The organism is Pseudooctadecabacter sp., assembly GCF_965657175.1.
GTDB lineage: Bacteria > Pseudomonadota > Alphaproteobacteria > Rhodobacterales > Rhodobacteraceae > Octadecabacter.
In genome coordinates this window covers 1-26,579 of record NZ_CBFHNH010000025.1, presented here as the reverse complement: position 1 = coordinate 26,579, position 26,579 = coordinate 1, and the positions used below count along the sequence as shown (strand labels likewise).

Sequence of the window (26,579 nt, the reverse complement as noted above, 5' to 3'; positions counted from 1 at the left end):
GTTCGGGGCGTGGCGCAGCCTGGTAGCGCACCTGTTTTGGGTACAGGGGGTCGGATGTTCGAATCATCTCGCCCCGACCACACTACACTAATCCAACTTACCCAAGTTCAGCAGGCCGTCCCTTCGGGGGCGGCCGCTTGTGTTTTGGGGCGGCTGCGCGCCGTCTTCTTTGCGCTGCCTATAAAGGGGCACCACCGGCGTCGGCCAACAGGCGGCTTAACTCCGCCTCTATCCTTTCATCGGGAAACCGCACTTGTTGTGCGCCGCCATCGCGCAGGGGCACGCGGATGTAGCTGTCTGCCGTGACCAGATAGCCTGCGGTATCTTCAAGACCGCTGAAGGCGATGACAAAACGGGGCAGGTCTTCGACCGTGCCGTCGAACTGCAAGATGAGGGCTGCGGCGGTCTGGGGGTCGGGCAACGATTCGCATCGGACCTCATTTTCATCCGGACGGACAACATTTTGTCCCGGACCATCGCAGACAGCCCCCGCCGCAAAGAACAAACCGGCGGGGTAGCCTTCAAAATAAGCCTGTTGTGCCCCTGCAGGTTGGTTGCCAGCCCCGAATGACCCACCAGATGTAGTGGTTTGGGCACAGCCGGTCAGGCCGAGGATCAGCAGAAGTATCGAACGTCGCACAGCGGGATTCCTTCAAATGATGCGTGACCACAGTGACACAGTTGGGCAGGGGTACAAGGCCGGTGACGTCCTAAGACAGTGCCGTATCGGGCCTGTGGATAACTCATGTAAATTGTCAACTTTACCGCTTAGTGCACTGGCATATCTTAGGATTTTCCAAACGGGCCTTGGTGCAGGTCCTTGTGACATCCCTGTGCGCAACCCTGAGGGGGAATCGGGCGTGGTTTCTGACCTATTTTCATTAACCATGGGTCAAGGATATTTAATCCATATTTAGGGTAAAAATTCCGTTGACCCTCTAGGTGTGGTTGCGTCAAGTTGTGCGGGCTGGATGAGACGCCACAACATATAGTGGTGAGGCCAGCGTGGGACAGGTTACGACACATCAGCACGCCAACCGGTGATCTGACGTTGCTCCCCTTCGGTTTCGAAGGCCGGAGACGTATTGCCCCACGCCATCGCCGCCCCATCCGGCGCTTATATGCGGCCCCCGCGCGGGGCTGGGGTACGGGACACATCATTCGCCGCAACGACGGCAGGTTAACTAAGGGGCACGACGCAATGAAAATTGAACGCAACTTCACGAAATCCGGACAAGACGCCTACGCAGAGGTCGCCTTCAAATCCGCGACCTCCGAGATCCGCAACCCGGACGGCACGATTGTGTTCAAACTCGACGATTGCGAAATCCCCGAAGCGTGGAGCCAAGTGGCCTCCGATGTTATTGCGCAGAAATACTTTCGCAAAGCAGGCGTTCCCTCCGAGACGGTGAAGGTCAAAGAAAAGGACGTGCCAGAGTTTCTGTGGCGGTCTGTCCCCGCCGAAGGTGCGACGATGGACGGCGAAACCTCCGCCAAGCAGGTGTTTGACCGGTTGGCGGGCGCATGGACGTACTGGGGCTGGAAAGGTGGCTATTTCACCACCGAAGAAGACGCCCGCACCTACTTTGACGAAATGCGCTATATGTTGGCCACGCAGCGGGCCGCACCCAACAGCCCGCAGTGGTTCAACACCGGCCTGCACTGGGCCTACGGCATCGACGGACCCGCACAGGGCCACCACTATGTGGATTACAAAACCGGCAAACTGACGAAATCCACGTCCTCCTATGAACACCCCCAGCCGCACGCGTGTTTTATCCAGTCCGTGGCCGACGATCTGGTCAACGACGGCGGCATCATGGACTTGTGGGTGCGTGAGGCGCGTCTGTTCAAATACGGCTCCGGCACGGGCACCAACTTCTCCAGCTTGCGCGGTGAGGGTGAGCCTTTGTCCGGCGGCGGCAAATCCTCTGGTCTGATGGGTTTCCTGAAAATCGGTGACCGCGCAGCAGGCGCGATCAAATCCGGCGGTACCACGCGCCGCGCGGCCAAGATGGTCATCGTTGACGCCGACCACCCCGATATCGAAGAATTCATCAACTGGAAGGTGCTGGAAGAGCAGAAAGTGGCGTCCATCGTCGCAGGCTCCAAAATGCACGAAGCCAAGCTGAACCTGATCTTTGGCGCGATCCAAAGCTGGGACGGGGCAGAGGCCGACGCCTATGACCCCAAGAAGAACGTCCAGCTGAAAAACGCCATTCGCGAAGCCAAAAAGGTCATGATCCCAGAGACTTACGTCAAGCGGGTTCTGGATTATGCGCGGCAGGGCCACACATCGATCGAATTCCCGACCTATGACACCGATTGGGATTCTGAGGCTTATAATTCTGTCTCCGGTCAGAACTCCAACAACTCCATCCGTGTGACAGACGCCTTCCTCAAGGCCGTCGAAGAGGACGCAAACTGGAAGCTGATCAACCGCCGCAATGGTGAGGTCGCCAAGGTGATCAAAGCCCGCGACCTGTGGGAAAAAGTCGGCCACGCCGCATGGGCCTGTGCCGATCCGGGCATCCAGTATCACGACACGGTCAACGCGTGGCACACATGCCCCGCCGATGGTGCGATCCGCGGATCCAACCCGTGCTCGGAATACATGTTCCTAGACGATACGGCCTGTAACCTCGCGTCCATGAACCTGCTGACGTTCTACAAAGACGGCGAATTCCAAATCGAAGACTACATGCACGCCTCCCGTCTGTGGACGGTCACGCTGGAAATCTCCGTCATGATGGCGCAGTTCCCATCGAAAGAAATCGCCCAGCGGTCCTATGACTTCCGCACCTTGGGTCTGGGCTATGCCAACATCGGCGGCCTGCTGATGAACATGGGGCTGGGTTATGACAGCGACGAAGGCCGCGCCTTGGCTGGTGCGCTGACCGCGATCATGACCGGCGTGTCCTACGCCACCTCCGCTGAGATGGCGGGTGAGCTGGGCCCGTTCCCGGGCTACAAGAAGAACGCCGACCACATGCTGCGCGTCATCCGCAACCACCGCAACGCGGCCTACGGTGCGACCGAAGGCTATGAGGCGCTGGACATCAAACCAGTGGCCCTTGACCACGCCAACTGCCCCGAGGCACGCCTAATCGACATCGCCATGTCCACATGGGACGAGGCGCTGCGCCTTGGTGAACAGCACGGCTACCGCAACGCTCAATCCACGGTGATTGCACCCACCGGCACCATCGGTCTTGTCATGGATTGCGACACCACAGGGATTGAGCCTGACTTCGCATTGGTGAAGTTCAAAAAGCTCGCTGGTGGTGGTTATTTCAAGATCATCAACCAGTCGGTGCCTGCGGCCTTGGCCAAGCTGGGCTATTCCTCCAGCCAGTCTGAGGAAATCGTGTCCTACGCCGTGGGCCACGGCACCTTGGGCAACGCACCGGGCATCAACCACACATCGCTAGTGGGTCACGGGTTCGGTCAGGCAGAGATTGATAAAATCGAAGCCGCCCTGCCATCCGCCTTCGACATCCGGTTTGTGTTCAACCAGTGGACGCTGGGCGAAGACTTCTGCAAAGACGTCCTCGGCATTCCTGCCGAAAAGCTGAACGATCCGACGTTCGATCTGCTGAAATCCTTGGGCTTCTCCAAGGCCGATGTGGACGCCGCCAATGACCACGTCTGTGGCACCATGACGCTGGAGGGTGCGCCGCACCTGAAAGAAGAGCACTACGTGGTCTTCGACTGCGCCAACCCCTGCGGCAAAAAGGGCAAGCGTTTCTTGTCCGTCAACAGCCACATCGACATGATGGCCGCCGCACAGTCGTTCATCTCCGGCGCGATCTCCAAGACGATCAACATGCCCAACGATGCGACGATCGCGGATTGCCAAAAGGCGTATGAACGCAGCTGGGCCATGGGGATCAAGGCGAACGCCTTGTACCGTGACGGGTCCAAACTGTCCCAGCCACTGGCCGCTGCCCTGATCGAGGATGATGATGAGGCCGCTGAAATCCTTGAAAGCGGCAACACGATGGAAAAGGCGCAAGTCATCGCCGAAAAGATCATCGAAAAGGTCGTCATCAAAGAGGTCATCAAATCGCACCGCGAAAAGATGCCTGAGCGCCGCAAGGGCTACACCCAAAAAGCCATCGTTGGTGGGCACAAAGTCTACCTGCGCACCGGTGAATATGAGGACGGCAACCTTGGTGAGATCTTCATCGACATGCACAAGGAAGGTGCCGGTTTCCGCGCGATGATGAACAACTTCGCCATCGCCGTGTCCGTAGGCCTGCAATACGGTGTCCCGCTGGAGGAGTTCGTGGATGCCTTCACTTTCACGAAGTTCGAACCGGCTGGCATGGTTCAGGGCAACGACAGCATCAAGAATGCAACGTCGATCCTGGATTATATCTTCCGCGAACTGGCTGTGTCCTACCTCGACCGGACCGATCTGGCCCACGTCAAACCCGAAGGCGCGTCCTTCGACAGCCTTGGCCGTGGTGAAGAAGAGGGCGTGAGCAACATCTCCGATCCATCCGAGAGCGCGGCCACCAAGTCCCTCGAGGTCCTCAAGCAGATCAGCTCCACCGGATATCTGCGCAAGCGCGTCCCCAATGAGTTGGTCGTCCTGCAAGGCGGCGCAGGTGCTGTGGCCTTCACCGATGGCGCTGATGCCGCTGTCGCATTGGATACGCTGGCCCCAGCCGTGGCCGCAGGTGGCGGAATGGCACAAGCGACCGCCGTATCCACCGGCACCGTCAGCATGTCCGCCCGCGATAAGGCGAAGATGCAAGGCTACGAAGGCGATCCATGCGGCGAATGCGGCAACTATACGCTGGTGCGCAACGGCACCTGCATGAAGTGCAACACATGCGGCGGCACCTCTGGGTGTAGCTGATCGAACACCGCGCACCTGTTAAGGTGCGCGGGGACGTCTTGGCCGCAGGCAGAATACCGGGCGGTACACTAGAATGAGCCAAGATGGCGAGACTAACGGGAGGGCTTCGGTCCTCCCTTTTTTCTTTCGAATTGGCTGCGCCAATCCGACCCGCGCGGGCAAGCCCGCGTTTTGGCGTTTCAATGGTGTGTGGTGGTGACCGGTCGAACGGACGGATTTGCATGTTTTTGAACCAAAGAAGCGAGGCGGGTGCGCAGACCATAAGGCGGGGCATTAAGGTTAACGCGCTTTGAATGGAGCACACGAATGGGGGGGGGGCGGGACGGCCTTGGGCTCTGCCCGCTTTCGCCAGTAACCCTCCACTGGAGGCTTTCCGGGACGGCTCAAGCTCTCTGGTTCCAAAATACCTCCGCCGGAGGCGCACATCCGTGGGCCTTCGATCCCGCTAGAGGATATCGAACCCCGGATCTGCCAGATCGAACCCATCGAAAGTGAAGCCGGGGCTGACGGTGCAGCCCACCAGTGTCCAATCGCCGGTGGTTTCCGCCGCCTGCCACCAGTCTTTCGGGACAATCCCTTGCGGACGTTCGCCTGCTGCAAGATCGGGGCCGAGGCGGATGTCGGCCCTCGGCCCCGCATCAGTTTCCGCCAGTTTAAGACGCAGCGGGGCACCGGCGTAGTAGTGCCAGATTTCCACCGCATCCACACGGTGCCAGTGGCTGGGTTTTCCAGCCTCCAGCAAGAAATAGATGCAGGTGCCGTGTGGGCGGCCTGTGGCGGAGGTGTCTACCCAAGTCTGGCGGTAATGGCCGCCTTCGGGGTGGGGGGACAGGTTCAGGGCGGCGATGATCTCTTGTGCTGTCATGGCGGTAGGGTAGGCTGGATCAGGCAAAGACCCAAGGGGGGACACCCATGAAAACCATCGTGGTCGGGGCGGGTATCATAGGTGCAAGCATCGCTTGGCATCTGACCCGCGCGGGGGGCCAAGTTGTCGTGATTGACGGCGGACTGCCTGCCGCCACGTCGGCATCCTTTGGCTGGATCAACGCCAGTTTTTACGCTGATACGGCCCATCACCGCCTGCGCGCTGCAAGCCTGCTGAGCTACCAACGGCTGATGGCTGAGGTCCCCGATCTGCCGATTGATCTTTGTGGTGCATGGTGGTGGGAGGCGCAGGGGCAGGCCTTGCATCGGATGAAGTCCGACCTGCAAGGCCATGATTATGCGGTGGAATATCTGTCCAAGGCAGCGGCGGAGGCAGCGCAACCTGACCTGTTGGGCCTGCCCGATGATCTGCTGGTCTTTCCGGCGGAGGCGGCTGCTGACGCAGCCGCTGTGGCGCAGCGCTTGTTGCGTGCATCCGGCGCGCAGGTTTTGCGCGGGGTCAAAGTCAGCAGCCTCCTTGGCGATGCTGAGGTGAGCGGCGTCGCGACCGCAATCGGGCCTGTCGAAGCGGACCGCGTCGTTATCGCCGCCGGAAGCGGCGCGCCGGATATTTTGCAAACCGCCGGGGTCCGCCTGCCCATGTTGACCCGGCCCGGCGTGATGGTGACGACCAAGCCCATCTCAGCCCGCATCAAACCCATCCTCGTGACGCCCCATGGGGAGGTCCGCCAGCTGCCAGACGGGCGCCTGATAGCCTCTGCGGTGGCCAACCACCAAGGCGATGATGCCTCCGAGGTTGTTGAGACGCCGGACGCCATCGCAGCCCGCGTCATGGGCTGGCTCAGCCCGATGATCCGGGGCGGGGTGTCTGACTGGGATGAGGTCACGCTGGCCTATCGGCCGGTGCCGCAAGACGGCTTGCCGGTCATTGGTGCCACAGGCCCAAAGGGGCTGCATGTGGCGGTGATGCATTCGGGCGTCACACTGGCCGCAATCGTGGGCGAGGTCACGGCGGCAGAGGTTTTGGGGCAGGCGATCAATGCCCAAACCGATCTCGTGGCGCCCTACAGACCAGACCGGTTTCAGGGGTAGACGAGGCACGCGGTCAGCAAAGAAGGTGATACCGCGCACCGCAGCGACACTTCGCCGATCGTATCCGGTCTTTTGACGAGGCCGCGGCGCATCCGATATCTTCGAAACGAACCGAGGCCCTCGCGCATAGGTCGATAAATCCAGTCACCGCGCCTAACACTTGAACCACCTTGGGTGAAATTGCCCGAATTGATCGCGCATAAGTCGATATGATCCATTAGATTTAGTGCGAGCGTTTCGGCGTCGACCAAAATTGTCGCCGTATCCAAATCGCGATCAATCGAGGCCTTGAACCGTGCCAAACGCGACCTCGGCCAAAAAAACACACGTGCGTCCAGCTGTCGGGCCCAACTTTCCGGGGAATGCCCATCGAGCATGCGGTGTGCGGCAGTCAGACCATGTAAAATTGGTCTCTGGTGATTGAGCCGCGCCCCCCCGATGATAAGCCGATCTCTGCGAATACCTGATGCTTCGAGTTCGACCCCCGCTCGTTGCGCGAGCGTCGCGGCGGGTTGCAACCCAGTCGCTTCGATAAGGTCGATGTTTTCGGCAGCTGTGACGTGGGCGAGCGTGCCGCCCACGGCCTTCGCAAATTCTCGGGCGAGGTCTTTGTCGGTCACTTCAGGATCGAACGACCTGCGTAAACAGCCGTCTCACCCAGCATTTCCTCGATACGGATCAACTGGTTATACTTCGCCAGCCGGTCAGACCGCGCCAGTGAGCCGGTCTTGATCTGGCCGCAGTTTGTGGCCACGGCGAGGTCCGCAATCGTTGCGTCTTCGGTTTCACCGGACCGGTGCGACATCACATTGGTAAAGCGCGCGCGGTGGGCCATGTCGACGGCGGTCAAGGTCTCGGTCAAGGTGCCGATCTGGTTGACCTTAACCAACATAGAATTGGCAGATCCGCGTTCGATGCCCATGGACAGGCGGGCAGGGTTGGTCACGAACAAATCGTCACCGACCAGCTGGATTTTGTCACCCAGACGGTCGGTCAGGGCCTTCCAGCCGTCCCAATCGTCCTCGGACATGCCGTCTTCGATGGAGATGATCGGATAGTCGTCGCACAGGGCCGCCAAATAGGCCGCGTTTTCCTCGGACGTCAGGGATTTGCCTTCGCCCTTCATCTCGTACTTGCCGTCTTTGTAGTATTCCGTCGCCGCGCAATCCAGGGCCAGATAGATGTCTTCGCCCGGCGTGTAGCCCGCCTTTTCGATGGACTTGAGGATGAAATCCAAGGCCGCACGGGTTGAGCTGATGTCGGGGGCAAAACCGCCTTCATCGCCGATGCCTGTGCTCAGGCCTGCCGCGGACAACTCACCCTTCAAAGTGTGGAACACCTCGGACCCCATACGCACCGCTTCGGCGATGGATGTGGCCGACACAGGCATGATCATGAATTCCTGAATATCGATAGGATTATCAGCATGTTCGCCGCCGTTGATGATGTTCATCATCGGGACGGGCAGGGTGCGCGCGGCGGTGCCGCCGATGTAGCGGAACAGGGGCTGCGCGGTGAAGTCTGCGGCGGCTTTGGCCACGGCCATGGACACGCCGAGGATCGCGTTGGCACCCAGACGGCCCTTGTTGTCGGTCCCGTCCAATTCGATCATGGCCATGTCGATGGCGACCTGTTCGGTCGCGTCAAAGCCAAGGATCGCTTCGGCGATTTCGCCGTTCACGGCGGCCACGGCCTGCAACACGCCTTTGCCTTTGTAGCGGGATTTGTCGCCGTCGCGCTTTTCAACCGCTTCGTGGACACCGGTCGAGGCACCTGATGGCACCGCCGCACGGCCCAGCGTGCCGTCTTCTAGGGTCACGTCGACTTCGACCGTGGGGTTGCCGCGACTGTCGAGGATTTCGCGGGCGTGGATGTCGATGATGGTGGCCATGTTTTGGACTCCTGTGGTCTGTTAGCGCAAACAGCGTGTCTGTCACCGCCCCTATAGCGCGCCCTTTGACGCTTGGGAAGGGCGGCGCAGGCGGGCTTCGCGCAGCAGTGTAAAAAGGCCCGCTGCAATCACGATGGCGACGCCCAAAAGGGTCAGCGCATCGGGGAATTCCGCAAAAAACAGCGCGCCGATGATCAGCGCAAACACCATGCGGCTGTAGCGGAAGGATGAAATGAACGCGGCATCGCCCGCACGGGTGGCCGCGATGATGGCCAGATAGGCGATCATGCCCACAAAGACGCACAGCACCAAGACGGCCCATTCATAAGGCGTGGGCCAGACAAGCGTTTGGCCCCAGACCACGCACAACAACAGGCCCGCAGGCACCAAGCCGATGAAGGCTGCGATGCTCAGATGCGGGCCAGAAATATTCGATTGCAGATTGCGCGTCACAAGATCGCGCGCGGCGAGGCCCAGCATCCCGATGATGGCCAGCAAGACCAGCGGATCAAACCCCGACGCCCCCGGTTTCACGATCAGCAAGACACCGGCAAAGCCAATCAAAATAGCGACCCAGCGCCGCCAGCCCACCTGTTGGCCCAAGAACAGCGCGGCCCCCATAGCGACGACCAGTGGTGTCGCCTGAATGATGGCGGAGGCCAGTGTCAGATCAATCAGGGCGAGCGATGAGACAAAGAAAATCGACCCAAGCGCCTCCAACCCTGATCGCAACACCACCTTGGGGCGGCGTTGTTCGGCCACAAACACGGGCTGTCCGGTGCAAATCAACCATCCGGCAAAAGCCACGATGCCACCCAAGCCGATGAAGGCGATGATCTGGCCTGCAGGCACGGTGCCCGACAGCCCCTTGATCAAGGCATCCTCAATGGCGAACCCCAACATGGAGGCGGTCATCAGCGCCGCGCCGCGTAGGTTTTCCATCAGTCTTTCAACCGCACCAACAGGTTGTTCCCGCTCGATTTTGTCTCAATATCGCGGAGGGCTTTGGCCAGCCCGCTCAGTTTGCCATGGCCATAACTGCGGGGGTCAAAATCGGGGTGGGCGGCCAATATCATCGATCCAACACCGCCCAGATTGTACCAGTCATCTTCCACATCTATGCGGTTCATAGCCTCAACAAACAGATCATAGGCCTCGGACAGTTTGTTGTTCTGCTTTTCGGGCACAGCTTCTTTCACATCGGCCTGAACGAGGTTTTCGATCAGGATAAACCGGTTGCAGACGTTGCGCAGGCTGTCGGGCGTCTTGGCCTCCCCGATACCAATCACGCTCAACCCGTCTTCACGCAGACGGTTGGCCAAGGCGGTAAAGTCACTGTCCGATGACACCAGCACAAAGCCGTCGAATTTGGCCGTGTGCAGAATATCCATCGCATCAATCACCAGCCCGATGTCCGAAGCGTTCTTTTGCCGCGTGTTTGCTGTTTCCTGCCGCGCCACCAAACCCAACGACGGGATGATTTTGGACCAGCCTTTCAGCATGTCCGACGACCAGTCGCCATAGACGCGGCGCAGGGCAGGTTCCCCAATGCGCGCGACCTCTTTGAGGATCGCTTCGGCGTGTTTGGCAGGTACATTGTCCGCGTCGATCAACACGGCCAGAAGGGGGCGATCGTCAGCCATTCTTGGCTCCTTTCTTGACCCCGTAAAGTTCAAGCCGGTGGCCTTTGAGGTCATACCCCAGCTTGTCTGCAATCCGGTCCTGCAAGGCTTCGATTTCCGCGTCGATAAATTCGATCACCTCACCCGATTGCAAATCAATCAGATGGTCATGATGATCCCCACCTGCGGTTTCATACCGCGCGCGTCCATCGCCAAAATCGTGCTTTTCCAGAATGCCCGATTCCTCGAACAACTTGACCGTGCGGTAGACCGTGGCCAATGAAATACGCGGGTCCTTGGCTGAGGCACGGGCATACAATTCTTCCACATCAGGATGATCATCTGCATCCTCCAATACGCCTGCAATAGTGCGGCGTTGGTCGGTCAGGCGCAGGCCACGGGCCTCACATCGGGACAGGATCGTATCGGTCATGGGCTGGGGTGTAGGCCAAAGCCCCAAACGGGGCCAGCCTTGAATTTTGAAAATGCCATGAGCGCCCCCGTCTTTACCCCAGATTAAGGTTAACGCCGCCGGTCGTCCAATAGGGGCAACTTGGGCGGATCTCGTACCATTCTTCGCCTGAAACCCTCCACTGGAGGTTTTCCGGGACTCTTCGAATTCTCTGGTTCCCAAATACCTCCGCCGGAGGCGCACATCTGCCACTTCGCGTTCCCCTCAGCCGGTAACACGCCGCCGCCCCAGACGTATCCATGTCCCGCCCAAGGCGCGCAACCGTGCGCCTGTCCCCAGTTTGAACCGCGCAAGACCCGGCGTATGATCCGTTTCCACCAACCCAAGATCAAAAATTCTGTGGCCACTGTCCGTCAGATGCCCCGCCGCATGATCCAATACCACCCGCGGCGCTTGCAGATCGCGCCCAAAAGGTGTTGAAAACGCGGTCATATAGGTGGCGGTCGTGCCGTGTGACACCACCAGACAGGCCGCAACAGGATGCCCCTTGGCCGAGGCTTCGAACATCAGCGAATCCTTGGGATTGGTGGCCGCATATGCCGCCAGCAAGGCAAACGGGTAGTCCCGATACCGCCGCGCACGCGCTTGGGCTGTGGCCTGATGAAACAACCAATGGGGCCGTCCATCCCAAAAGGTCTGGCGCACCCGCAGGCCTGCGGCCTCCCCCTTGACCAACCGGTTGCGCCATTTGCCCTGCATCGCCGCGCGCCGGTCCGTTTGCGTCAAATCCCATTCCGCCACATGGGCGGGTGTCATGATCTGGCGGTAGCCCGCCGCGCGGTAGGCGGCAGGCGCATCATCCTCGCCGTTGATCAACCGCGGTGCCTGCGTCAGCGCGTCCGACCTGATCCGGCTGGCAAAGCGTATCCCGCCCCATGTCCCGATCCGACGTTGTAAAACCACGGGCGCGGTTGAAACCACGTCAGACCCGAAGGCTGTCAAAGCGCGGGCAAACTGGGGCGATTGTTGCAAAGGCAATGCGGGCAGGGCAGTCATACCCCCATTAACGCCACCTTTACCTAAGACAGGGTTAATGGGCGGATGAAACATCTGCCCCCCATTCCATCCCCCCGTCTGACCTTACCCGCCGCCGCCCTTATGGCCGCAATCGTGGCGCTGATCGCTGGCGGTCTGTTGACGCTTTTAACCTAGCTGCACCAGCGCGTGACGCTTTTTGCCCGCGCTCAGCTTGACGGGCGTGGCCAAATCCGCAGGCGCAATCACAAGGCCCGTGTCCGTCACAGCCGCGTCGTTCATCTTGGCGCCGCCTTCGGCAATCAGACGCTTGGCCTCTTTGCCGCTGCCCGCCAGCCCGGATTTCACGATCAACTGGACGATGGAAATCCCGTCGCCCACATCGCCTGCCGCCAAGGTCAAGGTGGGCAAGTCATCGCCCACGCCGCCCTTTTCGAACACCTCACGCGCGGTCTGCGCCGCAGCCTCGGCTGCCGCGCGGCCATGCAGCAGGGCCGTCACCTCATTGGCCAGCACGATCTTGGCGTCATTGACCTCCGCCCCCTCAAGCGCGCCCAACCGGTCGCATTCCTCCACCGGCAGTTCGGTGTAGAGTTTCAGGAACCGCCCCACATCCGCATCAGTGGTGTTGCGCCAGAACTGCCAGAATTCGTAAGGGGACAGCATATCAGGGTTCAGCCAGATCGCGCCTTGCTGGGACTTGCCCATCTTCTTGCCGTCAGACGTGGTCAGCAGCGGCGACGTCAGGCCGTAAATCTCATGATCCAGCACACGACGTGTGAGGTCGATGCCGTTGACAATATTGCCCCATTGATCCGACCCACCCATCTGCAACAGACATCCGTAGCGGCGGTTGAGTTCAAGAAAATCGTAGGCTTGCAGGATCATATAGTTGAATTCCAGAAAGCTGAGGCTTTGTTCGCGGTCCAGCCGTGACTTGACCGATTCAAAGCTCAGCATCCGGTTGACGCTGAAATGTTTGCCGATGTCGCGCAGAAAATCGAGGTAGTTCAAACCGTCCAGCCATTCGGCATTGTTCAGCATCAACGCTGGAACATCGCCGCTATAGTCAATGTAATTGGCAAACACCTGTTTGATGCCCGCAATGTTGTCATCAATCATCGCAGGGGTCAGTAGGGGGCGTTCATCGGCGCGAAACGACGGATCGCCCACCTTGGTGGTCCCGCCGCCCATCAGAGTGATGGGCTGGTGGCCGGTCTTTTGCAGCCAGCGCAACATCATGATCTGGATCAGCGATCCCACATGCAGCGATTTCGCTGTCGCATCAAAGCCGATGTAGGCTGGGACGACGCCTTTGGAAAACGCCTCATCCAACCCCTGATAATCCGTGCAATCGGCCAGAAAGCCGCGCTCCATCATGATGCGGATGAAATCGGATTTGGGATGGTAGGTCATGGCGTCGTCCTGCTAGTTTGGTCCTGTCTATAGGGGCTGGCAGGCGTAAGGGAAAGAGCATGTTGAAACAGGATCGGGTCCGCGCCCTCGGGCTGATGTCAGGCACATCGCTGGACGGGATCGACGCCGCCGAGATCGTGACCGACGGGCATGAGGTGTTTGAGGTTCTGGGCACCGCCTACCGCCCCTACACCGACGGCGAACGGGCGGTTCTGCGCGCCGCATTAGGCAAGTGGCACGATGATGATGTGGCGCAGGTATCAGGGCTGATCGACACGCTGCACGCCGACCTCGCAGCCCAATTTCCGGATGCTGATCTGGTGGGGTTTCACGGGCAAACCCTGGCCCATGAGCCCGGCGTACGCGGCACCCACCAAGCGGGCGACGGCGCTGCGCTGGCGCAAGCCTTGGGCAAACCGGTGGTCTGGGATTTCCGGTCTGCAGATGTGATGATGGGCGGGCAGGGCGCGCCGCTCGCCCCGTTCTACCACTTTGCCTTGGCCAAGAAAATGCAGGCCGATGGGCCGCTGGCGATGTTGAACTTGGGCGGCGTGGGCAATCTGACATGGATTGATCCCGCGTTGCCCCACCCAGACAGCGAAGGTGCCTTGCTGGCCTTTGATACTGGACCCGCCAACGCCCCGATCAATGATCTAATGCAACGCCGTCGGGGCTTGGCCGTAGATCAGGACGGCGCGCTTGCTGCCACAGGTCAGGTTGATGACGGGATCGTTGCGGCCTTCTTGCGCCATCCCTATTTCTTTCAAATGCCCCCCAAATCACTGGACCGTGATGCCTTTGCGGCTTTGGCCGAGGCCGTATCAGACCTATCGGATGCAGACGCTGCAGCAACATTGACAGCAGCCTGTGCGCGGTCTGTGGCAGAGGCCCTGTCGCTTTGTCCCAGCGGGCCCGACCGCCTCTTGGTGGCCGGTGGCGGACGCCACAATCCGACTATGATGGCTATGATCGCCAAAGCCTGTGACGTGCCGGTCGACCCGATTGAAGACGCAGGGTTCGATGGTGATTTCCTAGAAGCGCAGGCCTTCGCCTTTCTGGCTGTGCGCACCGCCAAGGGCCTTGCGACCTCCGCACCCGGCACCACCGGAGTGGCCGCAGCCATCGGCGGGGGAACCCTGTCGCGCCCCTCATGACGCGGCTTCTGGACCAGCTGTTGATTTAGGTATTTTTGAACCAGAGAAACACAAGACAGCGCGATATCTGACACGGCGCGCCCGACGCGGCGTTTAAAACCGCCACACGTCCTCGATGAGGGCGCAGTCCTCTGTTTCTCTGGTTCTCAAATACCTAACAGCAACAGATCGCTCAGGCGAGCGGTTGATGATGCGCGCATGGGGTGACATGCAGGCCAGCGGTTTTTCCAATAAAACCCGCCCCCCGCCCGCAGCATGCGCCGATCGAAGATCGCTCCTCAGGCCGGCAGATGAATGTTGAACCGCGCGCGCAATGCGCCATCAAGTGCCGCATCAAACCGCGCCCCGGACCGGGTGGCCAAGATCGCCTCTTTGCGCGCTGTCGCCCCCTCGACGAGAACAGGGCGGTCGTTTTCAGCCCATTCCTTGGGGCTCATCCGGTTGCCCAAGGCGGGGTAGACGCAATCGCGTTCCATATGGCTCAGCGTGCGGTCGGTCCCAAGATAATGACCCGGCGCGGGTTTGTCCGGGGTGCCCAGACAGACCTCGGCCATCTGGTCCAACGCCAAAGTTTCGTCATCCACCTCGATCCCGCGCACGCAGCGTTGGGCCTGACCGATCAGATCGTCGCCCAAAATCAGGCTTTCGTGGCAAAACCCCAACAGCGATGCGTGCATCCCTGCGGCCTCATAGACCATGTTGCAGCCCGACAGTCCGGCCATCACATTCGAACACATTTGTTCCCAGCCCGCCTGCATGTCCGGCATTTTGCTGTCGGATGCGCCACCGGCGGCCCCACCGGGCAAGCCGTAAAACGCGTGCATCTGGGCGCAGCCCGCCGTCAGAAGCGCCTGTTCGCCCGAACCGACCGTCATCGCCCCTGTGCGCAGATCCAGCCCGAAGGGCCAAGTGCCAAAGATCGCAGGATGGCCCGGCGCCATGGCGTTCACATAGACCACCCCTGCCAGACATTCCGCCACGGCCTGCACAATGGCCCCCGCTGTGGTCGAGGGCGCAGTGGCGCCGGACATGCCGGCGGACAGCAGCAACACAGGCATGCCGCCGCGGATGCAGGCCTCCATCGTTTCACAGCTTTCAGTCGCGAATTTCATGGGCGGGACCACGAAACAGTTCGAATTGCTCATGAAGGGGCGGGCGCGGTAGGCGTCTTCGCCGCCTGCGATCATATAGAGCATCTCAAGACACTCGGGCATGTGCGACGGATCACTGAACGAGGTGCCGATGTGTTTGGTCGTGCCCGCGGCACAGGCGTAGATGGTGTTCAAATCCATCTCAAGATTATCAAGGATATCCCGCGCCACCATCGGGCGCTGCAAAAAGTGAATATTGTCGAGGACATCGGTGATCCGCGCCGCATCGTGCAAATCCTGAAGGGTGCTGTCGCGGTAGGCGTTGCCGGCCACATCAACCATGCTGACGGCAGCACCTGCGGTGCCGTAGTGGACCCGCGTCCCGCTGAGGTCCAGATCATGGCGCGGATCGCGGCCCATTAAGGTGACGTCCTTGCAGGCCTTGGCCAACATGTCCTCCACCAAGCTGCGCGGATAACGCAGGCGGCCGTCATCCCCAAGAATGGCACCGGCGTCGGTCATGATTTTGATGCCAGAGGGGGGCGCGTCGGCCAGACCGATCGTTTCCAAGGCCGTCAGGGCTGCTTCATGGATGCGGGCGACGTCGGCCTCTGTCAGGGGTTTATAGACGCCACCGGACATGCCGGGGCGGATGGGGCGTATATCGTCGGACAGCTTTGCCGCACGGGCGGCACGGCGTGCCGCGCGCCCGCCTGAGCGGCTGGAGCGCCGCTGGGATGAAACGGAGTCGGTTTGGGGGGTATCAAGTGACATTGCAAAAGGGCCTTTCAGTCTGAGGGGAAAATCAATTGGTCCTCAGACGGTCGGGCGCCCCCGTGCCGCACGGCCCCGGCGCGCACCGATGGTGTGCAAGACCCGCAACCGGGTTGTCAGGGGGTGAAACGTGGCTTTCATGCCCCAAGACTGCGCTGCATTTTGTGGGGGCGTCTTTCCCAATTGCGACGCGATGTCGCAATTGGACCGTGATGCAGCGGCTGTCGCTTTGGATCAGTCACAAGCTTGTGACGTGGCCAAGTGGGCGCGGTTTCGCTTGCAAATATGGGCCGGTTGCGCGGGCGGCTGCTGATTTTGGAAATCTTTACCAATTCGATGGAACGACCTGCAGGCTTTGTCGTTTGAACGTCACAAGTGGGCAGACCTAAATGGCAATGGCCCACGTCAATCGACAAGACGTCCCTTGAAAGGCGTCGAAAGACAAAAGGATAGATATCATGACACGTGCACTTCTTGCATCGGGCACTTTCGCAGCACTGGCACTGGGTGCCACATCCGCACTGGCGGGCAACCTTGAAGAGCCGGTAATCGCACCTGCACCTGCCCCCGTGGCCGTGGTGCCGGTGGCACAGGGCAATGATTGGACAGGCTTTTACGCCGGTGGCTCGCTTGGTTATGCGGAAGCTGAGGAATCCGACCCGGCCAACTTCGAAGCGGATGGTGCCACCTACGGTTTGCACGCCGGTTACGACTATGACTTTGGCAGCTTCGTTCTGGGCGGTGAGCTTGAAATCTCCGGCTTTGATGTGTCCGCCGGTGGTGTGGACGCCGACAGCGTGGCACGTGCCAAGCTGCGCGCAGGTTACGACGCGGGCAATTTTATGCCCTACGTCACGGCTGGTGCGGCCCAGCTGAACACAGGTGGCGCGCTTGAGGGCGACGACACGGGTGCCTTCTACGGTGTCGGCATGGATTATCTGTTGACCGACAGCATCCGCGTGGGTGGTGAGGTCCTCAAGCATGAGTTCGACAACTTCGACGACAGCGGTCTGGACCTTGAGGCCACAACCGCATCCTTGCGGATGTCGTTCCAGTTCTAAGGACAGGTCTGTCAGACCCAGTCTAGGACGGCGCAGCGGGGCAACCTGCTGCGCCTTTTGTTGGTGTGGCGGTCTTCGGGTTGTCACAGGCCCTTGGCGGCCAAAAGCGCGTCGACCGTATCGCCGCTGATCGACTGACCCAGCGCCGAGAAATCCCCGTCCCCGAACATTTGGTTGGCCGCGTCGTGGATGACGCGGTGGGTGGCCCGCGCAAGCGCCGACCCAAGCGACAGGCGTGCCGCACCCAATTGACCAAAGGCTGTACGGGTTTGGGCGGTATAGACAGGCCCCGCCACCAGCACATTGACGGGGGCCGTCACGCTGGCACAAATGCGCGCCACATCGTCCATGGATTTGGGCAGCGGCGCATAAAGGCAATCGGCCCCTGCGGCCTCGAACGCTTGAAGACGGCAGATGGCCTCATCAATATCATAGGCGCCGGTCATGATGCCGTCCGCGCGGCCGGTCAGGACAAAATCGCGCGGCAGGGCGCGGGCAGCGGAGGCTGCGGCTTTGATGCGCTGGGTGGCCAGATCCGCGTCATATGCCTCGGACCCCGGCAGGCGGATGTCTTCGATGCAGATGCCCGCAAGGCCCGCCTCGGCGGCCAGTCGGACGGTGTCAGCTACGGTGTCGGGATCATCGCCCCAGCCGTTTTCGAAATCTCCTTGCACCGGTAGGGGGGTGGCGGCCACGATGGATTGCGCGTGGGCCAGTGCCTCATCCCGCGTGACCCCGAGGCCATCCGCACGCCCGAGGGTGAAAGCGTGGGCTGCGGAACTGGTGGCGATGGCCTGCGCGCCCATGGCGGCCAGCATCTTGGCCGAGCCTGCGTCCCAGGCATTGGCGAGAATGAAGGGATCGCCGGGGCGGTGGAGGTCACGGAAGGTGGTCATAAGCAGTCCTTTCATTGGTTTCGAATTTGGCTGCGCCAAATCCGACCGCGTGGTGATCTAGGATCGAATGTGCTGCGCACATCCGATCCGGTTGGGGGCGCTGCCCCCGGCCGTCGGCCCCCCCCCCCCGGAGTTTTCGGATCAGAAGAATACGGGCGTGCGTGCCGGTTTAGGCGGTTTGGGTCGCGGCGAAGGTGAGAAGAGTTTGTAGGGCGGTCCGATAACGGTCGTCGTCAATGGTCATGGCCACACGGATGTGGCCCGCACCCGCGGCCCCAAAGCTTTCGCCGGGCATGGTGGCGATATGGTGTTGATCAAGCAGCGCATTGGCAAAATCCTGCCCCGACAGGCCGGTGCCTCGGATGTCGAGCATGGCATACATCGCCCCTTGGGTCGGGCTGGCTTTGACGAGGGTCTGCGTGGCCAGCAGGGTTTCGGTGATCTGGCGGCGGCGTTTGAAGGGGGCCGCGACCTCTGTTTCAAGGGCGGTGCCTTGGCTGAGGGCGAAGAGGGCGGCATCCTGAATGTAGCCAGGCACGCCATAGGTCGTATGGGTGGCCAGATTGATCATATGGCTGATTGCATCCTCAGGGCCGCAGACCCACCCAACGCGGGATCCGGTCATCGCGTGGCTTTTGGACATGGAACCCACCACAAGCGTGCGGTCGGCCATGTCCGGCAAGGCGCGGGGGCTCATATGGGTGCCGTCCCAGACTTGGGTGTCGTAAACTTCGTCCGAAATCAGCGCGAGGTCATGGGCCTGACAGCTGGCGGCGATCCCCTCCAAGGTGGCGCGGGAATAGACGGCGCCGGTGGGGTTGTTGGGGCTGTTGATCAGCAGGCTTTTGGCATCGTTCGCGTGCTGGTCGATGTCGGCGGCTTGGGGCTGAAAGCCCGCTTCGGGGTGGGCGGGAACCGCGCGGGGCACGCCGCCCACGCCGCGGATCGTGCCGGGGTAGGTCGCGTAATAGGGGTCAATGAACAGCGCGGTGTCGCCCTCATCGAGCACCGCATGGTGTGCGGCGAATAGGGCCGATTGCCCGCCCGGCGTGATCAGGATGTTGGCGGGCGTGGTCGGCACGCCGGTCCGCGCGGCGATACGGTCCGCCACGGCGGCGCGCAGATCATCGGTGCCCGGCACCATGGCATAGCCCGTGTGGCCTGTGAGGGCGGCTGCATGCATGGCGTCCAGTATGGGCTTGGCCGTGCGGATGTCATGCTCCCCGATGGTGAGTTCGGTGATATCATGGCCGGCGGCTTTCATGCGCCGGGCCTTGTAAAAAACCTCCCACCCGTCAGAGCCGGAGGGGGTCAGATGTGTGATGCGATGCGAGAGTTTCATGGCGCCACGTGACCTTGCGCGCGCGGCGGTGTCAACGGGTCATCAGAGTGCGCGGGCCGGGACCTTCGGCGGCACGGGCATCGCCAGGATTATAGAGAGCGCAGGCTTCAAGGGACAAACACCCGCAACCGATGCAGCCGTCAAGACTGTCGCGCAGGCGTTCCAATTGGGCAATGCGGGTGTTGAGGTCTGCGCGCATAGCGGTGGAAATGCGGGCCCAGTCGGATTTGGAGGGCGCTTTGTGAACGGGCAGATCGGCCATATGCGCGGCAATATCGGCCAGCGGCAAACCCAGTCGCTGGGCGATCATCGCAAAGGACAGCCGCCGCAGATCATGGGCGCCGTAACGCCTGTGCCCGCCTGCATTGCGCACAGGGTGGACGATGCCGTGAGTTTCATAGAACCGGATGGCGGAGACCGCGAGGCCGGTGCGCGTCGCGAGATCCCCGATGGTGAGGCCTGACATGTTTCTGAACTCTTCCGAAAAAAGGTCTTGATCTAAAGTGAACTTGAGAAATTACACCTGTGGGCGTCAAGTCAGTAAAGGAGACAGACCATGACGCGCTTTATCAAATTCCGCAAAGACTGCTTACCTACCGAGGTCATCCGGCACCTAGAGCAACAAGGGCTTGGCTGGGGCCATGACCTTGATGCAGGGTGTTTTGTCATGAAAACGGAGGACGCGTGATGGCGCGGTTGGAGCATGTGAACATCAGCGTGGCCGACGGGGCCGGTTTTGCGGCCATGCTACAGGAGGTCTTTGGCTGGCATGTCCGTTGGGAAGGGCCGTCGACCAACTGGGACAGGTATTCGCGCCATGTGGGCGAGGCTGGCAGCTATGTTGCGATTTATGAAACGGGGGCCGCCGTGGGGAGTGGTGGCGTGTTCAATCACCTAGGCGTTGTTGTCGATGACCTTGATGCGGTTCTGGCCCGCGTTAAGGCCTATGGCCTCACGTCGCATCATCATGCGGATTACGAGCCGGGACGCCGGTTTTATTTCATGTCGTCGGAGGGCGTGGAGATTGAGATCGTGCAATACGATTGAAGTTTGCGGGACCTGTGGGCCAAGGACGCGGACGGATTTGGGGAGAGGGCGGGCAGGGGCTGTCCGCCCCTCTGGCCTGCGGCCATTCACCCCGAGAGTATTTTGGGCAAAACGAAACTAGGGTGCAGGCGGCAGGGCGGCCTGTGCCTTTTTCGTGAGGCTTTGACGGATGGTGGCGTAGGACAGCCCGATACGGTGGGCGAGTTCGGTGGCGTCTGCATCCAGCGGGACGTGCACCCAAGAGCGGTGGAAATAGGGCGCTTTGGGCCAACCAAAAAGGTCTTCGAGGTGGAGCGCTTCGTCCACCGAGGCGCATTTGAGGGCGAGGCCATCGCCTTTGACGCCTATGGTCGCGAAGACCTTGCCGCCAACTTTCCAGACATCATGACCGGGGCCAAAGCTGTTTTCATGGATGGCGCCGGGCAGGGCGGCGCAGAGGCCATTGGCGGTTTCACGGGTCATACCTTTGAGGGTCGCAAGTCGCGTCTGGTTTGGCAAGGGCGTTGATTTGCGCGGCGCGGCGGGTTAGGCAGGGCCTATGAAGAGCACCTGCATCCCTTGCTGCATTATTATTTCCTGCTGAGAATTCTCGCGGGCCGCTCTTTGACGTTTCACCTGATCTGTTAACTTGCTAAGCCCGCGCGGGATACCTGCGTCGAGAGGCCGATATGACGATCAAATTGTACAACACCCGTGTCCGCGAGAAGGTGGAATTTCAGCCGATTAAGGCCGATGACGTGCGGATGTATGTCTGTGGGCCGACGGTCTATGACCGCGCCCATCTGGGCAATGCGCGCCCTGTGATCGTGTTTGATGTGTTGAACCGTCTGTTGCGCCATGTCTATGGCGCCGATGCGGTGACTTACGTGCGCAATTTCACCGACGTGGACGACAAGATCAACGCGCGGGCGGCTGAAAGCGGGCGCTCGATTGGGGAGATCACGGCTCAGACGACGCAGTGGTATCTGGATGACATGGCGGCCGTGGGCGCATTGGAGCCGGACCACATGCCGCGCGCCACGGCCTATATTCCGCAGATGGTGGAGATGATCGAGGGGTTGATCGCCAAGGGGCATGCCTATGTCGCCGAGGGGCATGTGTTGTTTGCGGTGGACAGTTGGAAAGACGGCTATGGCGCGCTGTCGGGGCGCACGGTGGATGACATGATCGCCGGTGCGCGGGTTGAGGTCGCCCCGTATAAGCGCAACCCGATGGATTTTGTGTTGTGGAAGCCGTCTGACGAAGGGACGCCTGGGTGGGACAGTCCTTGGGGCAGAGGACGGCCCGGCTGGCATATCGAGTGTTCCGCGATGTCCAAGGCGCTGTTGGGGGAGGTCTTCGACATTCATGGGGGCGGCAATGATCTGATGTTCCCGCATCATGAAAACGAGATCGCGCAAAGCTGCTGCGCCAATGACACCGACCGCATGGCCAATGTCTGGATGCACAACGAGATGCTGCAGGTGGAGGGCAAAAAGATGTCCAAATCCTTGGGCAATTTCTTTACCGTCCGCGACCTGCTGGATCAGGGCGTGCCGGGCGAGGTGATCCGGTTCGTGATGCTGTCCACGCATTACCGCAAGCCAATGGATTGGACAGAGAAGAAGCGGGTTGAGGCGGAGAAGACGTTGCGCAAGTGGTATGGGCAGGCGGTGCAAGCGGTCGGGCGGCACGCCCCAGATGGTGCCATGATCGAAGCCCTTTCAGATGACCTCAACACATCAGAAGCATTGACACGGTTGCATCAGCTTTCTGTCACAGAGGATGTTGTTGGGTTGCGTCACAGTCTGCAATTCTTGGGCCTGATGGGAGACGCAGCACCGGACTGGGCCGCCCCGAAGGACTTCGACTTTATGCGCTACGTGGCCCACCTTAAGGACCTTCGGTCTGAAGCGATGGAAACAAAAGACTTTTCTGCCCTTGATGATTTCAAGGCGAAGTTGGTTGAGGCTGGACTAGAAGTCAGGATGAGCAAAGAGACCGTTGATCTCGAGCCTACCCCGATTTTCAATCTTGAGAAGATGAAGGGCATCTTATGATCTGCGATCAGCGCATGCTGCGGGCGGGGGCCAAAATTCTGCGAATTTTGGCGGCCTCCGGCGGAGGTATTTTGGAACCAGAGAAACGGGAGTGGGCGCGTGGGTAAAGAGCGGCTTTATATTTACGACACCACCCTGCGCGATGGCCAACAGACCCAAGGGGTGCAGTTTTCGACCGGCGAAAAACAGGCGGTGGCCGCCCTTTTGGATGAGTTGGGCGTCGATTACATCGAAGGCGGCTGGCCCGGGGCCAACCCCACGGACAGTGAGTTCTTTGAGGCCGCGCCCACGACCCGCGCCACCATGACCGCCTTTGGCATGACCAAACGGGCCGGGCGGTCGGCTGAGAATGACGATGTTTTGGCGGCGGTGATGAATGCGGGCACGCCTGCGGTCTGTCTGGTGGGTAAGACCCATGATTTTCATGTGAAAACGGCGCTGGGCATTTCGCTGGATGAGAATGTGGAGACTATCCGCGCGTCGGTTGCGCATATCTTGTCGCAGGGGCGTGAAGCGCTTTTTGATGCGGAACATTACTTTGATGGGCTGAAGTCGAACCGCGCCTATACGCTTGAGGCCGCGAAGGCCGCCTATGACGCTGGCGCACGCTGGGTCGTGTTGTGCGACACCAACGGGGGGGCGCTGCCCCATGATGTGCGCGCCGGTGTCAAAGCACTGATCGAAGCGGGTGTTCCTGGCGATCACATCGGCATCCACACCCACAATGACACCGAAAATGCGGTGGCCAATGCGCTTGTGGCCGTCGCAGCGGGGGCGCGGCACATCCAAGGGACGCTCAACGGGTTGGGGGAGCGGTGCGGGAATGCGAACCTGACCACACTGATCCCCACCTTGCTGTTGAAAGAGCCCTACGCCAGCCAGTTTGAAACGGGCGTGACGCCGGAGGCCCTGCGCGGGCTGCGGGCGGCGTCGCGGCGGCTGGATGAAATCCTGAACCGTGTGCCGCACAAACAGGCCGCCTTCGTGGGAGCATCGGCCTTTGCCCATAAGGCAGGGCTGCATGCCAGCGCTATCGCCAAAGACCCCACGACCTATGAACACATCGACCCCGCGCTGGTTGGCAATGCGCGCATTATCCCCATGTCCAACCAAGCGGGCCAAAGCAACCTGCGCGAGAGGCTGGAGGGCATGGGCCTGCAGGTCGCCAAGGGTGATCGAGCCTTGCAACGCATTCTGGATCGGGTGAAAGACCGCGAGGCTGCGGGCTATTCCTATGACACAGCGCAGGCCTCGTTTGAGGTTTTGGCCCGCGAAGAGCTGGGCCTGATGCCCACGTTTTTCGAGGTCAAACGCTACCGTGTTTCCATCGAGAGGCGCCGCAACAAACGCAACGAAGTGGTGTCCCTGTCCGAGGCTGTTGTTGTCGTGAAGGTCGACGGTGAAAAGAAGCTCAGCGTGTCCGAAAGCCTTGGCCCCGATGGGTCCGACCGTGGCCCTGTCAACGCGCTCAGCCGTGCTTTGATGAAGGATTTGGGGCGCTATGCGGATCATGTGGATGACATCCGGCTGACCGATTTCAAGGTGCGGATCACCAATGGCGGCACGGAGGCCGTGACGCGGGTCATCATCGACAGTGAGGACGCGCAGGGCCGCACATGGTCGACCGTGGGTGTGTCGGCCAACATCGTGGATGCGTCATTTGAGGCGCTGCTGGATGCGATCCGCTGGAAACTGGTCCGCGATGGGGCGCGCGAGGGGACATCCGCGTGAGTTTCGAGGCCTGCGCTGCCATCGTCGAACGCGCCGACCCTGACCGGTTTTTGGCAACCATGGCGGCCCCTGTGGCGGCCCGTCGTGTGTTGTTTCCGCTTTATGCCTTTAACGTCGAAGTCAGCCGCGCCCCTTGGGTGACGGAGGAGCCGATGATCGCCGAGATGCGCCTGCAATGGTGGCGCGATGCGTTGGAGGAGATCGCCACCGGCGGGGCCGTGCGCCGGCACGAGGTGGTCGATGCTTTGGCGGAGGTTCTGGATGCCGAAGCTGCGCGGACCTTGGATGGTCTGGTCGCGGCGCGGCGCTGGGATGTCTATAAGGACGCCTTCGAGGACCAGACCCATTTTGAAGAGTATATCAACGCCACGTCTGGTGATCTGCTTTGGACTGCCGTGCGTTTGTGCGGGGCCGGTAAAGCGCCTGATCCGCAGGCCACGTGGCCTCAACCGCTTGAATTGTCAGTCAAGCAATACGGGTTTGGTGTGGGCGTTGCGAACTGGTTTCGCGCCATCCCTGAGCTTGAGGCGCGGGGCCGCGTGCCGCTGGTCAGCGGAACGGTCGAGGGTGTGAGGCTTCAGGCGCAGGCGGCGTTGCGGGATGTGCAGACGGCGCGTTGGGTTTTACGCAAGGAGGGCCGCACTGATGCCCCCCTTGCGGACGTGTTGCGCGTTGGATGGCGGACGGAACGCACGCTGAAAACGGCGGCGGCCACCCCCATGGCGGTGGCAGATGGGGCCTTGGACGAAAGCCCGTTCATGCGCCGCGCGTCCCTGCTGTGGCGCACGTGGCGACAGACGTTTTAGGCGACTGTGCGCGGCCGTGTGGCCAGCCAGATCAGCGCGCCACCAGCCAGCGCCAAAAACGGCGCCATGGCGATGTTGACGGCGGACCAGCCTTCGATGGGCACCCCGCCCGAGCAGTTCATCAACCCGCCTGAGGCCAGCGACGCCATGGTCACCAACCCAAACACCACCATATCGTTGAGGCCTTGAACGACGCCGCGCTCGTGCGCGCCGTGTGACGATGTCAGCAACGTGGTGGCGCCGATGAACCCAAAGTTCCAGCCGAGGCCCAGCAGGATCAGAGCTGCATAAAAGCTGACGAGAGACGGCTGGTTCGCATCTGCAAGGCTAACACCCCCAAGCGCCGCAAGGCCTGCGGCAGCAAGGATCACAAGGCCCGTGGCCATGATGGTTTTGACGCCGAAGCGCGCGATCAGATGGCCCGTGAAGAAGCTCGGCGCGAACATGGCCAAAACGTGGGCTGAGACGATATCGTTCGCGTTATCAAGGCTATAGCCACCGCCGACAACGGCCAATGGGGTCGAGGTCATCACCAGGTTCATCAGCGAATAGGCCACAAGGGCTACGATTATGGCGACGATGATATTAGGGTCGCGCAACAGCTCTCCGCGTGTGCGGGGTGGTGTGGCGCTGGCCACTTTGGGCGTGTTGCGGCTGCCCTTGGGCAGATCAAGCGCCAGAAACAGCAGCATCCCGATAAGGTTCAACGCCACGACCGCCAGATAAACGCCAAAGAAGGGCACAGCAAATTGACCTTCGACCAGTTTGTTCAACTGGGGCCCGAGGATGGCGGACAAAAGACCGCCCGCCATAACATAGGAAATCGCCTTGGGCTTGAACCCGTCAGACGCCGTGTCTGTGGCGGCAAAGCGGTAGAACCCTTGGGCGGACATATAGATGCCCGTGAAATAGGATCCGATCAGCAAGATCGGGAAGGACGCCACATAAAGACCATAGGCGGCAATGGCGGCCCCAAGCGCTCCGGCCAGAGCGCCGATGTAGAACCCCGCGCGGCGGCCAAAGGCCTGCATGAAGGGCGACAGCCACGGGGCGGTGGTCATGGACCCGAAGATGATCAGCGAAATGGGCAGGGTCGCCCAGCAGATGTTGGTCGCCAGCTGTTTGCCAGCCAGACCGCCCACCACAAAAATCATCGGCATCTGCGCGCCCAAGATGGCTTGGGCGGCGACAAGAACGGCCACGTTGCGCTTGGCGCGGGTGTCGTCGATTGGGGGGGCTGTATCGGTCATGTCACATCGCTACGCCTGAGGTCGCGGGGTGGCAAGGCCCGTTTAGGCGCGATCAATGATATGTGCGAACGAGCCTGCCACGCGGCCTTCGGTCAGGCCCATGGGCGGCAGCGGCGTGCCTTCGGCGTCCGTGGCGTCAAACAGCGGGGTGCCTTGGGCATCCACCGT

The 26,579-nt window shown here is 60.8% G+C and carries 24 protein-coding genes and 1 tRNA gene; 10 read left to right on the top strand and 15 right to left on the bottom strand.

The window, feature by feature from the left end:
- Positions 1-3: 3 nt before the first annotated feature.
- Positions 4-80, top strand: a tRNA-Pro gene (locus ACTG36_RS15395).
- 98 nt (positions 81-178) lie between these two features.
- On the opposite strand, the gene ACTG36_RS15390 is transcribed toward ACTG36_RS15395, so the two are convergent.
- Positions 179-640, bottom strand: coding sequence for a hypothetical protein (locus ACTG36_RS15390; protein WP_375281862.1), 462 nt, complete (start codon positions 638-640; stop codon positions 179-181).
- Positions 641-1,201: 561 nt separating this feature from the next.
- Here ACTG36_RS15390 and ACTG36_RS15385 point away from each other — a divergent pair.
- Positions 1,202-4,867 (top strand): vitamin B12-dependent ribonucleotide reductase, encoded by a 3,666-nt coding sequence (locus ACTG36_RS15385; RefSeq protein ID WP_375281863.1) that lies wholly within the window; start codon positions 1,202-1,204, stop codon positions 4,865-4,867.
- Between the two features lie 445 nt (positions 4,868-5,312).
- On the opposite strand, the gene ACTG36_RS15380 is transcribed toward ACTG36_RS15385, so the two are convergent.
- Positions 5,313-5,732, bottom strand: coding sequence for a cupin domain-containing protein (locus ACTG36_RS15380; protein ID WP_375281844.1), 420 nt, complete (start codon positions 5,730-5,732; stop codon positions 5,313-5,315).
- A gap of 47 nt (positions 5,733-5,779) precedes the next feature.
- Here ACTG36_RS15380 and ACTG36_RS15375 point away from each other — a divergent pair, with 47 nt between their 5' ends.
- A complete protein-coding gene (locus ACTG36_RS15375) occupies positions 5,780-6,844 on the top strand; it encodes an NAD(P)/FAD-dependent oxidoreductase (RefSeq protein WP_375281843.1) in 1,065 nt (354 codons plus the stop codon).
- On the opposite strand, the gene ACTG36_RS15370 is transcribed toward ACTG36_RS15375, so the two are convergent.
- The 7 genes from ACTG36_RS15370 to tyrS all read right to left on the bottom strand — a co-directional run bounded on the left by ACTG36_RS15370 (position 6,835) and on the right by tyrS (position 13,220).
- A complete protein-coding gene (locus ACTG36_RS15370) occupies positions 6,835-7,464 on the bottom strand; it encodes a DUF7002 family protein (protein WP_375281842.1) in 630 nt (209 codons plus the stop codon). The two genes, ACTG36_RS15375 and ACTG36_RS15370, sit on opposite strands and share 10 nt — an antisense overlap.
- Positions 7,461-8,735 carry a phosphopyruvate hydratase gene (eno, locus tag ACTG36_RS15365; RefSeq protein WP_375281841.1) on the bottom strand — a complete coding sequence of 425 codons (1,275 nt, stop codon included), beginning with the start codon at positions 8,733-8,735 and terminating at the stop codon, positions 7,461-7,463. Before eno ends, ACTG36_RS15370 begins: the two co-directional genes overlap by 4 nt.
- A 51-nt stretch (positions 8,736-8,786) precedes the next feature.
- Positions 8,787-9,677, bottom strand: a complete 891-nt coding sequence (locus ACTG36_RS15360; RefSeq protein WP_375281840.1) for a DMT family transporter — start codon at positions 9,675-9,677, stop codon at positions 8,787-8,789.
- Positions 9,677-10,378, bottom strand: coding sequence for an NYN domain-containing protein (locus tag ACTG36_RS15355; RefSeq protein ID WP_375281839.1), 702 nt, complete (start codon positions 10,376-10,378; stop codon positions 9,677-9,679). The genes ACTG36_RS15360 and ACTG36_RS15355 overlap by 1 nt, the downstream gene beginning before the upstream one ends.
- Entirely contained in the window at positions 10,371-10,790 is a 420-nt protein-coding gene (locus ACTG36_RS15350; RefSeq protein ID WP_375281838.1) for a Fur family transcriptional regulator, read from the bottom strand. The genes ACTG36_RS15355 and ACTG36_RS15350 overlap by 8 nt, the downstream gene beginning before the upstream one ends.
- 243 nt (positions 10,791-11,033) lie before the next feature.
- Positions 11,034-11,825, bottom strand: a complete 792-nt coding sequence (locus ACTG36_RS15345; protein ID WP_375281837.1) for a GNAT family N-acetyltransferase — start codon at positions 11,823-11,825, stop codon at positions 11,034-11,036.
- 147 nt (positions 11,826-11,972) lie between these two features.
- Positions 11,973-13,220, bottom strand: a complete 1,248-nt coding sequence (tyrS, locus tag ACTG36_RS15340) for a tyrosine--tRNA ligase (protein WP_375281836.1) — start codon at positions 13,218-13,220, stop codon at positions 11,973-11,975.
- A gap of 59 nt (positions 13,221-13,279) precedes the next feature.
- On the opposite strand from tyrS, the gene ACTG36_RS15335 reads away from it, so the two are divergent.
- Complete coding sequence (locus ACTG36_RS15335) at positions 13,280-14,374, top strand: anhydro-N-acetylmuramic acid kinase (protein WP_375281835.1); 1,095 nt, start codon at positions 13,280-13,282, stop codon at positions 14,372-14,374.
- Between the two features lie 278 nt (positions 14,375-14,652).
- Here the strand turns inward: ACTG36_RS15335 and ACTG36_RS15330 are convergent, their stop codons facing one another.
- On the bottom strand, positions 14,653-16,239 hold the full coding sequence (locus ACTG36_RS15330) for a trimethylamine methyltransferase family protein (protein WP_375281834.1): 1,587 nt from the start codon (positions 16,237-16,239) through the stop codon (positions 14,653-14,655).
- 458 nt (positions 16,240-16,697) lie between these two features.
- Between ACTG36_RS15330 and ACTG36_RS15325 the strand changes: the two genes are divergently transcribed.
- A complete protein-coding gene (locus tag ACTG36_RS15325) occupies positions 16,698-17,300 on the top strand; it encodes an outer membrane protein (RefSeq protein WP_439142830.1) in 603 nt (200 codons plus the stop codon).
- An 83-nt stretch (positions 17,301-17,383) separates the two neighbouring features.
- Here the strand turns inward: ACTG36_RS15325 and ACTG36_RS15320 are convergent, their stop codons facing one another.
- From ACTG36_RS15320 to soxR, 3 genes are all read right to left on the bottom strand, one after another.
- Complete coding sequence (locus ACTG36_RS15320) at positions 17,384-18,196, bottom strand: isocitrate lyase/PEP mutase family protein (protein ID WP_439142828.1); 813 nt, start codon at positions 18,194-18,196, stop codon at positions 17,384-17,386.
- A gap of 169 nt (positions 18,197-18,365) precedes the next feature.
- Positions 18,366-19,538, bottom strand: coding sequence for a pyridoxal phosphate-dependent aminotransferase (locus ACTG36_RS15315; protein ID WP_375281831.1), 1,173 nt, complete (start codon positions 19,536-19,538; stop codon positions 18,366-18,368).
- 31 nt (positions 19,539-19,569) lie between these two features.
- Positions 19,570-20,004 carry a redox-sensitive transcriptional activator SoxR gene (gene soxR / locus ACTG36_RS15310; RefSeq protein ID WP_375281830.1) on the bottom strand — a complete coding sequence of 145 codons (435 nt, stop codon included), beginning with the start codon at positions 20,002-20,004 and terminating at the stop codon, positions 19,570-19,572.
- A 90-nt stretch (positions 20,005-20,094) separates the two neighbouring features.
- Here soxR and ACTG36_RS15305 point away from each other — a divergent pair, with 90 nt between their 5' ends.
- Positions 20,095-20,226: a hypothetical protein gene (locus tag ACTG36_RS15305; RefSeq protein ID WP_375281829.1), complete on the top strand. Its 132-nt coding sequence runs from the start codon at positions 20,095-20,097 to the stop codon at positions 20,224-20,226.
- Complete coding sequence (locus tag ACTG36_RS15300) at positions 20,226-20,585, top strand: VOC family protein (protein WP_375281828.1); 360 nt, start codon at positions 20,226-20,228, stop codon at positions 20,583-20,585. Before ACTG36_RS15305 ends, ACTG36_RS15300 begins: the two co-directional genes overlap by 1 nt.
- A 117-nt stretch (positions 20,586-20,702) precedes the next feature.
- Here the strand turns inward: ACTG36_RS15300 and ACTG36_RS15295 are convergent, their stop codons facing one another.
- Positions 20,703-21,047, bottom strand: coding sequence for an MmcQ/YjbR family DNA-binding protein (locus ACTG36_RS15295; protein WP_375281827.1), 345 nt, complete (start codon positions 21,045-21,047; stop codon positions 20,703-20,705).
- 206 nt (positions 21,048-21,253) lie between these two features.
- Between ACTG36_RS15295 and cysS the strand changes: the two genes are divergently transcribed.
- The 3 genes from cysS (at position 21,254) to ACTG36_RS15280 (ending at position 25,161) form a co-directional block, all read left to right on the top strand.
- Positions 21,254-22,624: a cysteine--tRNA ligase gene (gene cysS, locus ACTG36_RS15290; protein ID WP_375281826.1), complete on the top strand. Its 1,371-nt coding sequence runs from the start codon at positions 21,254-21,256 to the stop codon at positions 22,622-22,624.
- Between the two features lie 99 nt (positions 22,625-22,723).
- On the top strand, positions 22,724-24,355 hold the full coding sequence (gene cimA, locus ACTG36_RS15285) for a citramalate synthase (RefSeq protein WP_375281825.1): 1,632 nt from the start codon (positions 22,724-22,726) through the stop codon (positions 24,353-24,355).
- Positions 24,352-25,161, top strand: a complete 810-nt coding sequence (locus ACTG36_RS15280; RefSeq protein ID WP_375281824.1) for a squalene/phytoene synthase family protein — start codon at positions 24,352-24,354, stop codon at positions 25,159-25,161. Before cimA ends, ACTG36_RS15280 begins: the two co-directional genes overlap by 4 nt.
- Here ACTG36_RS15280 and ACTG36_RS15275 read toward each other — a convergent pair.
- Entirely contained in the window at positions 25,158-26,411 is a 1,254-nt protein-coding gene (locus tag ACTG36_RS15275) for an MFS transporter (protein WP_375281823.1), read from the bottom strand. The two genes, ACTG36_RS15280 and ACTG36_RS15275, sit on opposite strands and share 4 nt — an antisense overlap.
- Positions 26,412-26,579 lie beyond the last annotated feature (168 nt).

Bases quoted from the DNA above. Each gene is read 5' to 3' on its own strand.
- ACTG36_RS15385 (WP_375281863.1), top strand. From the start codon at position 1,202: ATGAAAATTGAACGCAACTTCACGAAATCCGGACAAGACGCCTACGCA.
- ACTG36_RS15380 (WP_375281844.1), bottom strand. From the start codon at position 5,732: ATGACAGCACAAGAGATCATCGCCGCCCTGAACCTGTCCCCCCACCCC.
- ACTG36_RS15375 (WP_375281843.1), top strand. From the start codon at position 5,780: ATGAAAACCATCGTGGTCGGGGCGGGTATCATAGGTGCAAGCATCGCT.
- eno (WP_375281841.1), bottom strand. From the start codon at position 8,735: ATGGCCACCATCATCGACATCCACGCCCGCGAAATCCTCGACAGTCGC.
- ACTG36_RS15360 (WP_375281840.1), bottom strand. From the start codon at position 9,677: ATGGAAAACCTACGCGGCGCGGCGCTGATGACCGCCTCCATGTTGGGG.
- ACTG36_RS15355 (WP_375281839.1), bottom strand. From the start codon at position 10,378: ATGGCTGACGATCGCCCCCTTCTGGCCGTGTTGATCGACGCGGACAAT.
- ACTG36_RS15350 (WP_375281838.1), bottom strand. From the start codon at position 10,790: ATGACCGATACGATCCTGTCCCGATGTGAGGCCCGTGGCCTGCGCCTG.
- ACTG36_RS15345 (WP_375281837.1), bottom strand. From the start codon at position 11,825: ATGACTGCCCTGCCCGCATTGCCTTTGCAACAATCGCCCCAGTTTGCC.
- tyrS (WP_375281836.1), bottom strand. From the start codon at position 13,220: ATGACCTACCATCCCAAATCCGATTTCATCCGCATCATGATGGAGCGC.
- ACTG36_RS15335 (WP_375281835.1), top strand. From the start codon at position 13,280: ATGTTGAAACAGGATCGGGTCCGCGCCCTCGGGCTGATGTCAGGCACA.
- ACTG36_RS15330 (WP_375281834.1), bottom strand. From the start codon at position 16,239: ATGTCACTTGATACCCCCCAAACCGACTCCGTTTCATCCCAGCGGCGC.
- ACTG36_RS15325 (WP_439142830.1), top strand. From the start codon at position 16,698: ATGACACGTGCACTTCTTGCATCGGGCACTTTCGCAGCACTGGCACTG.
- ACTG36_RS15320 (WP_439142828.1), bottom strand. From the start codon at position 18,196: ATGACCACCTTCCGTGACCTCCACCGCCCCGGCGATCCCTTCATTCTC.
- ACTG36_RS15315 (WP_375281831.1), bottom strand. From the start codon at position 19,538: ATGAAACTCTCGCATCGCATCACACATCTGACCCCCTCCGGCTCTGAC.
- soxR (WP_375281830.1), bottom strand. From the start codon at position 20,004: ATGTCAGGCCTCACCATCGGGGATCTCGCGACGCGCACCGGCCTCGCG.
- ACTG36_RS15305 (WP_375281829.1), top strand. From the start codon at position 20,095: ATGACGCGCTTTATCAAATTCCGCAAAGACTGCTTACCTACCGAGGTC.
- ACTG36_RS15300 (WP_375281828.1), top strand. From the start codon at position 20,226: ATGGCGCGGTTGGAGCATGTGAACATCAGCGTGGCCGACGGGGCCGGT.
- ACTG36_RS15295 (WP_375281827.1), bottom strand. From the start codon at position 21,047: ATGACCCGTGAAACCGCCAATGGCCTCTGCGCCGCCCTGCCCGGCGCC.
- cysS (WP_375281826.1), top strand. From the start codon at position 21,254: ATGACGATCAAATTGTACAACACCCGTGTCCGCGAGAAGGTGGAATTT.
- ACTG36_RS15275 (WP_375281823.1), bottom strand. From the start codon at position 26,411: ATGACCGATACAGCCCCCCCAATCGACGACACCCGCGCCAAGCGCAAC.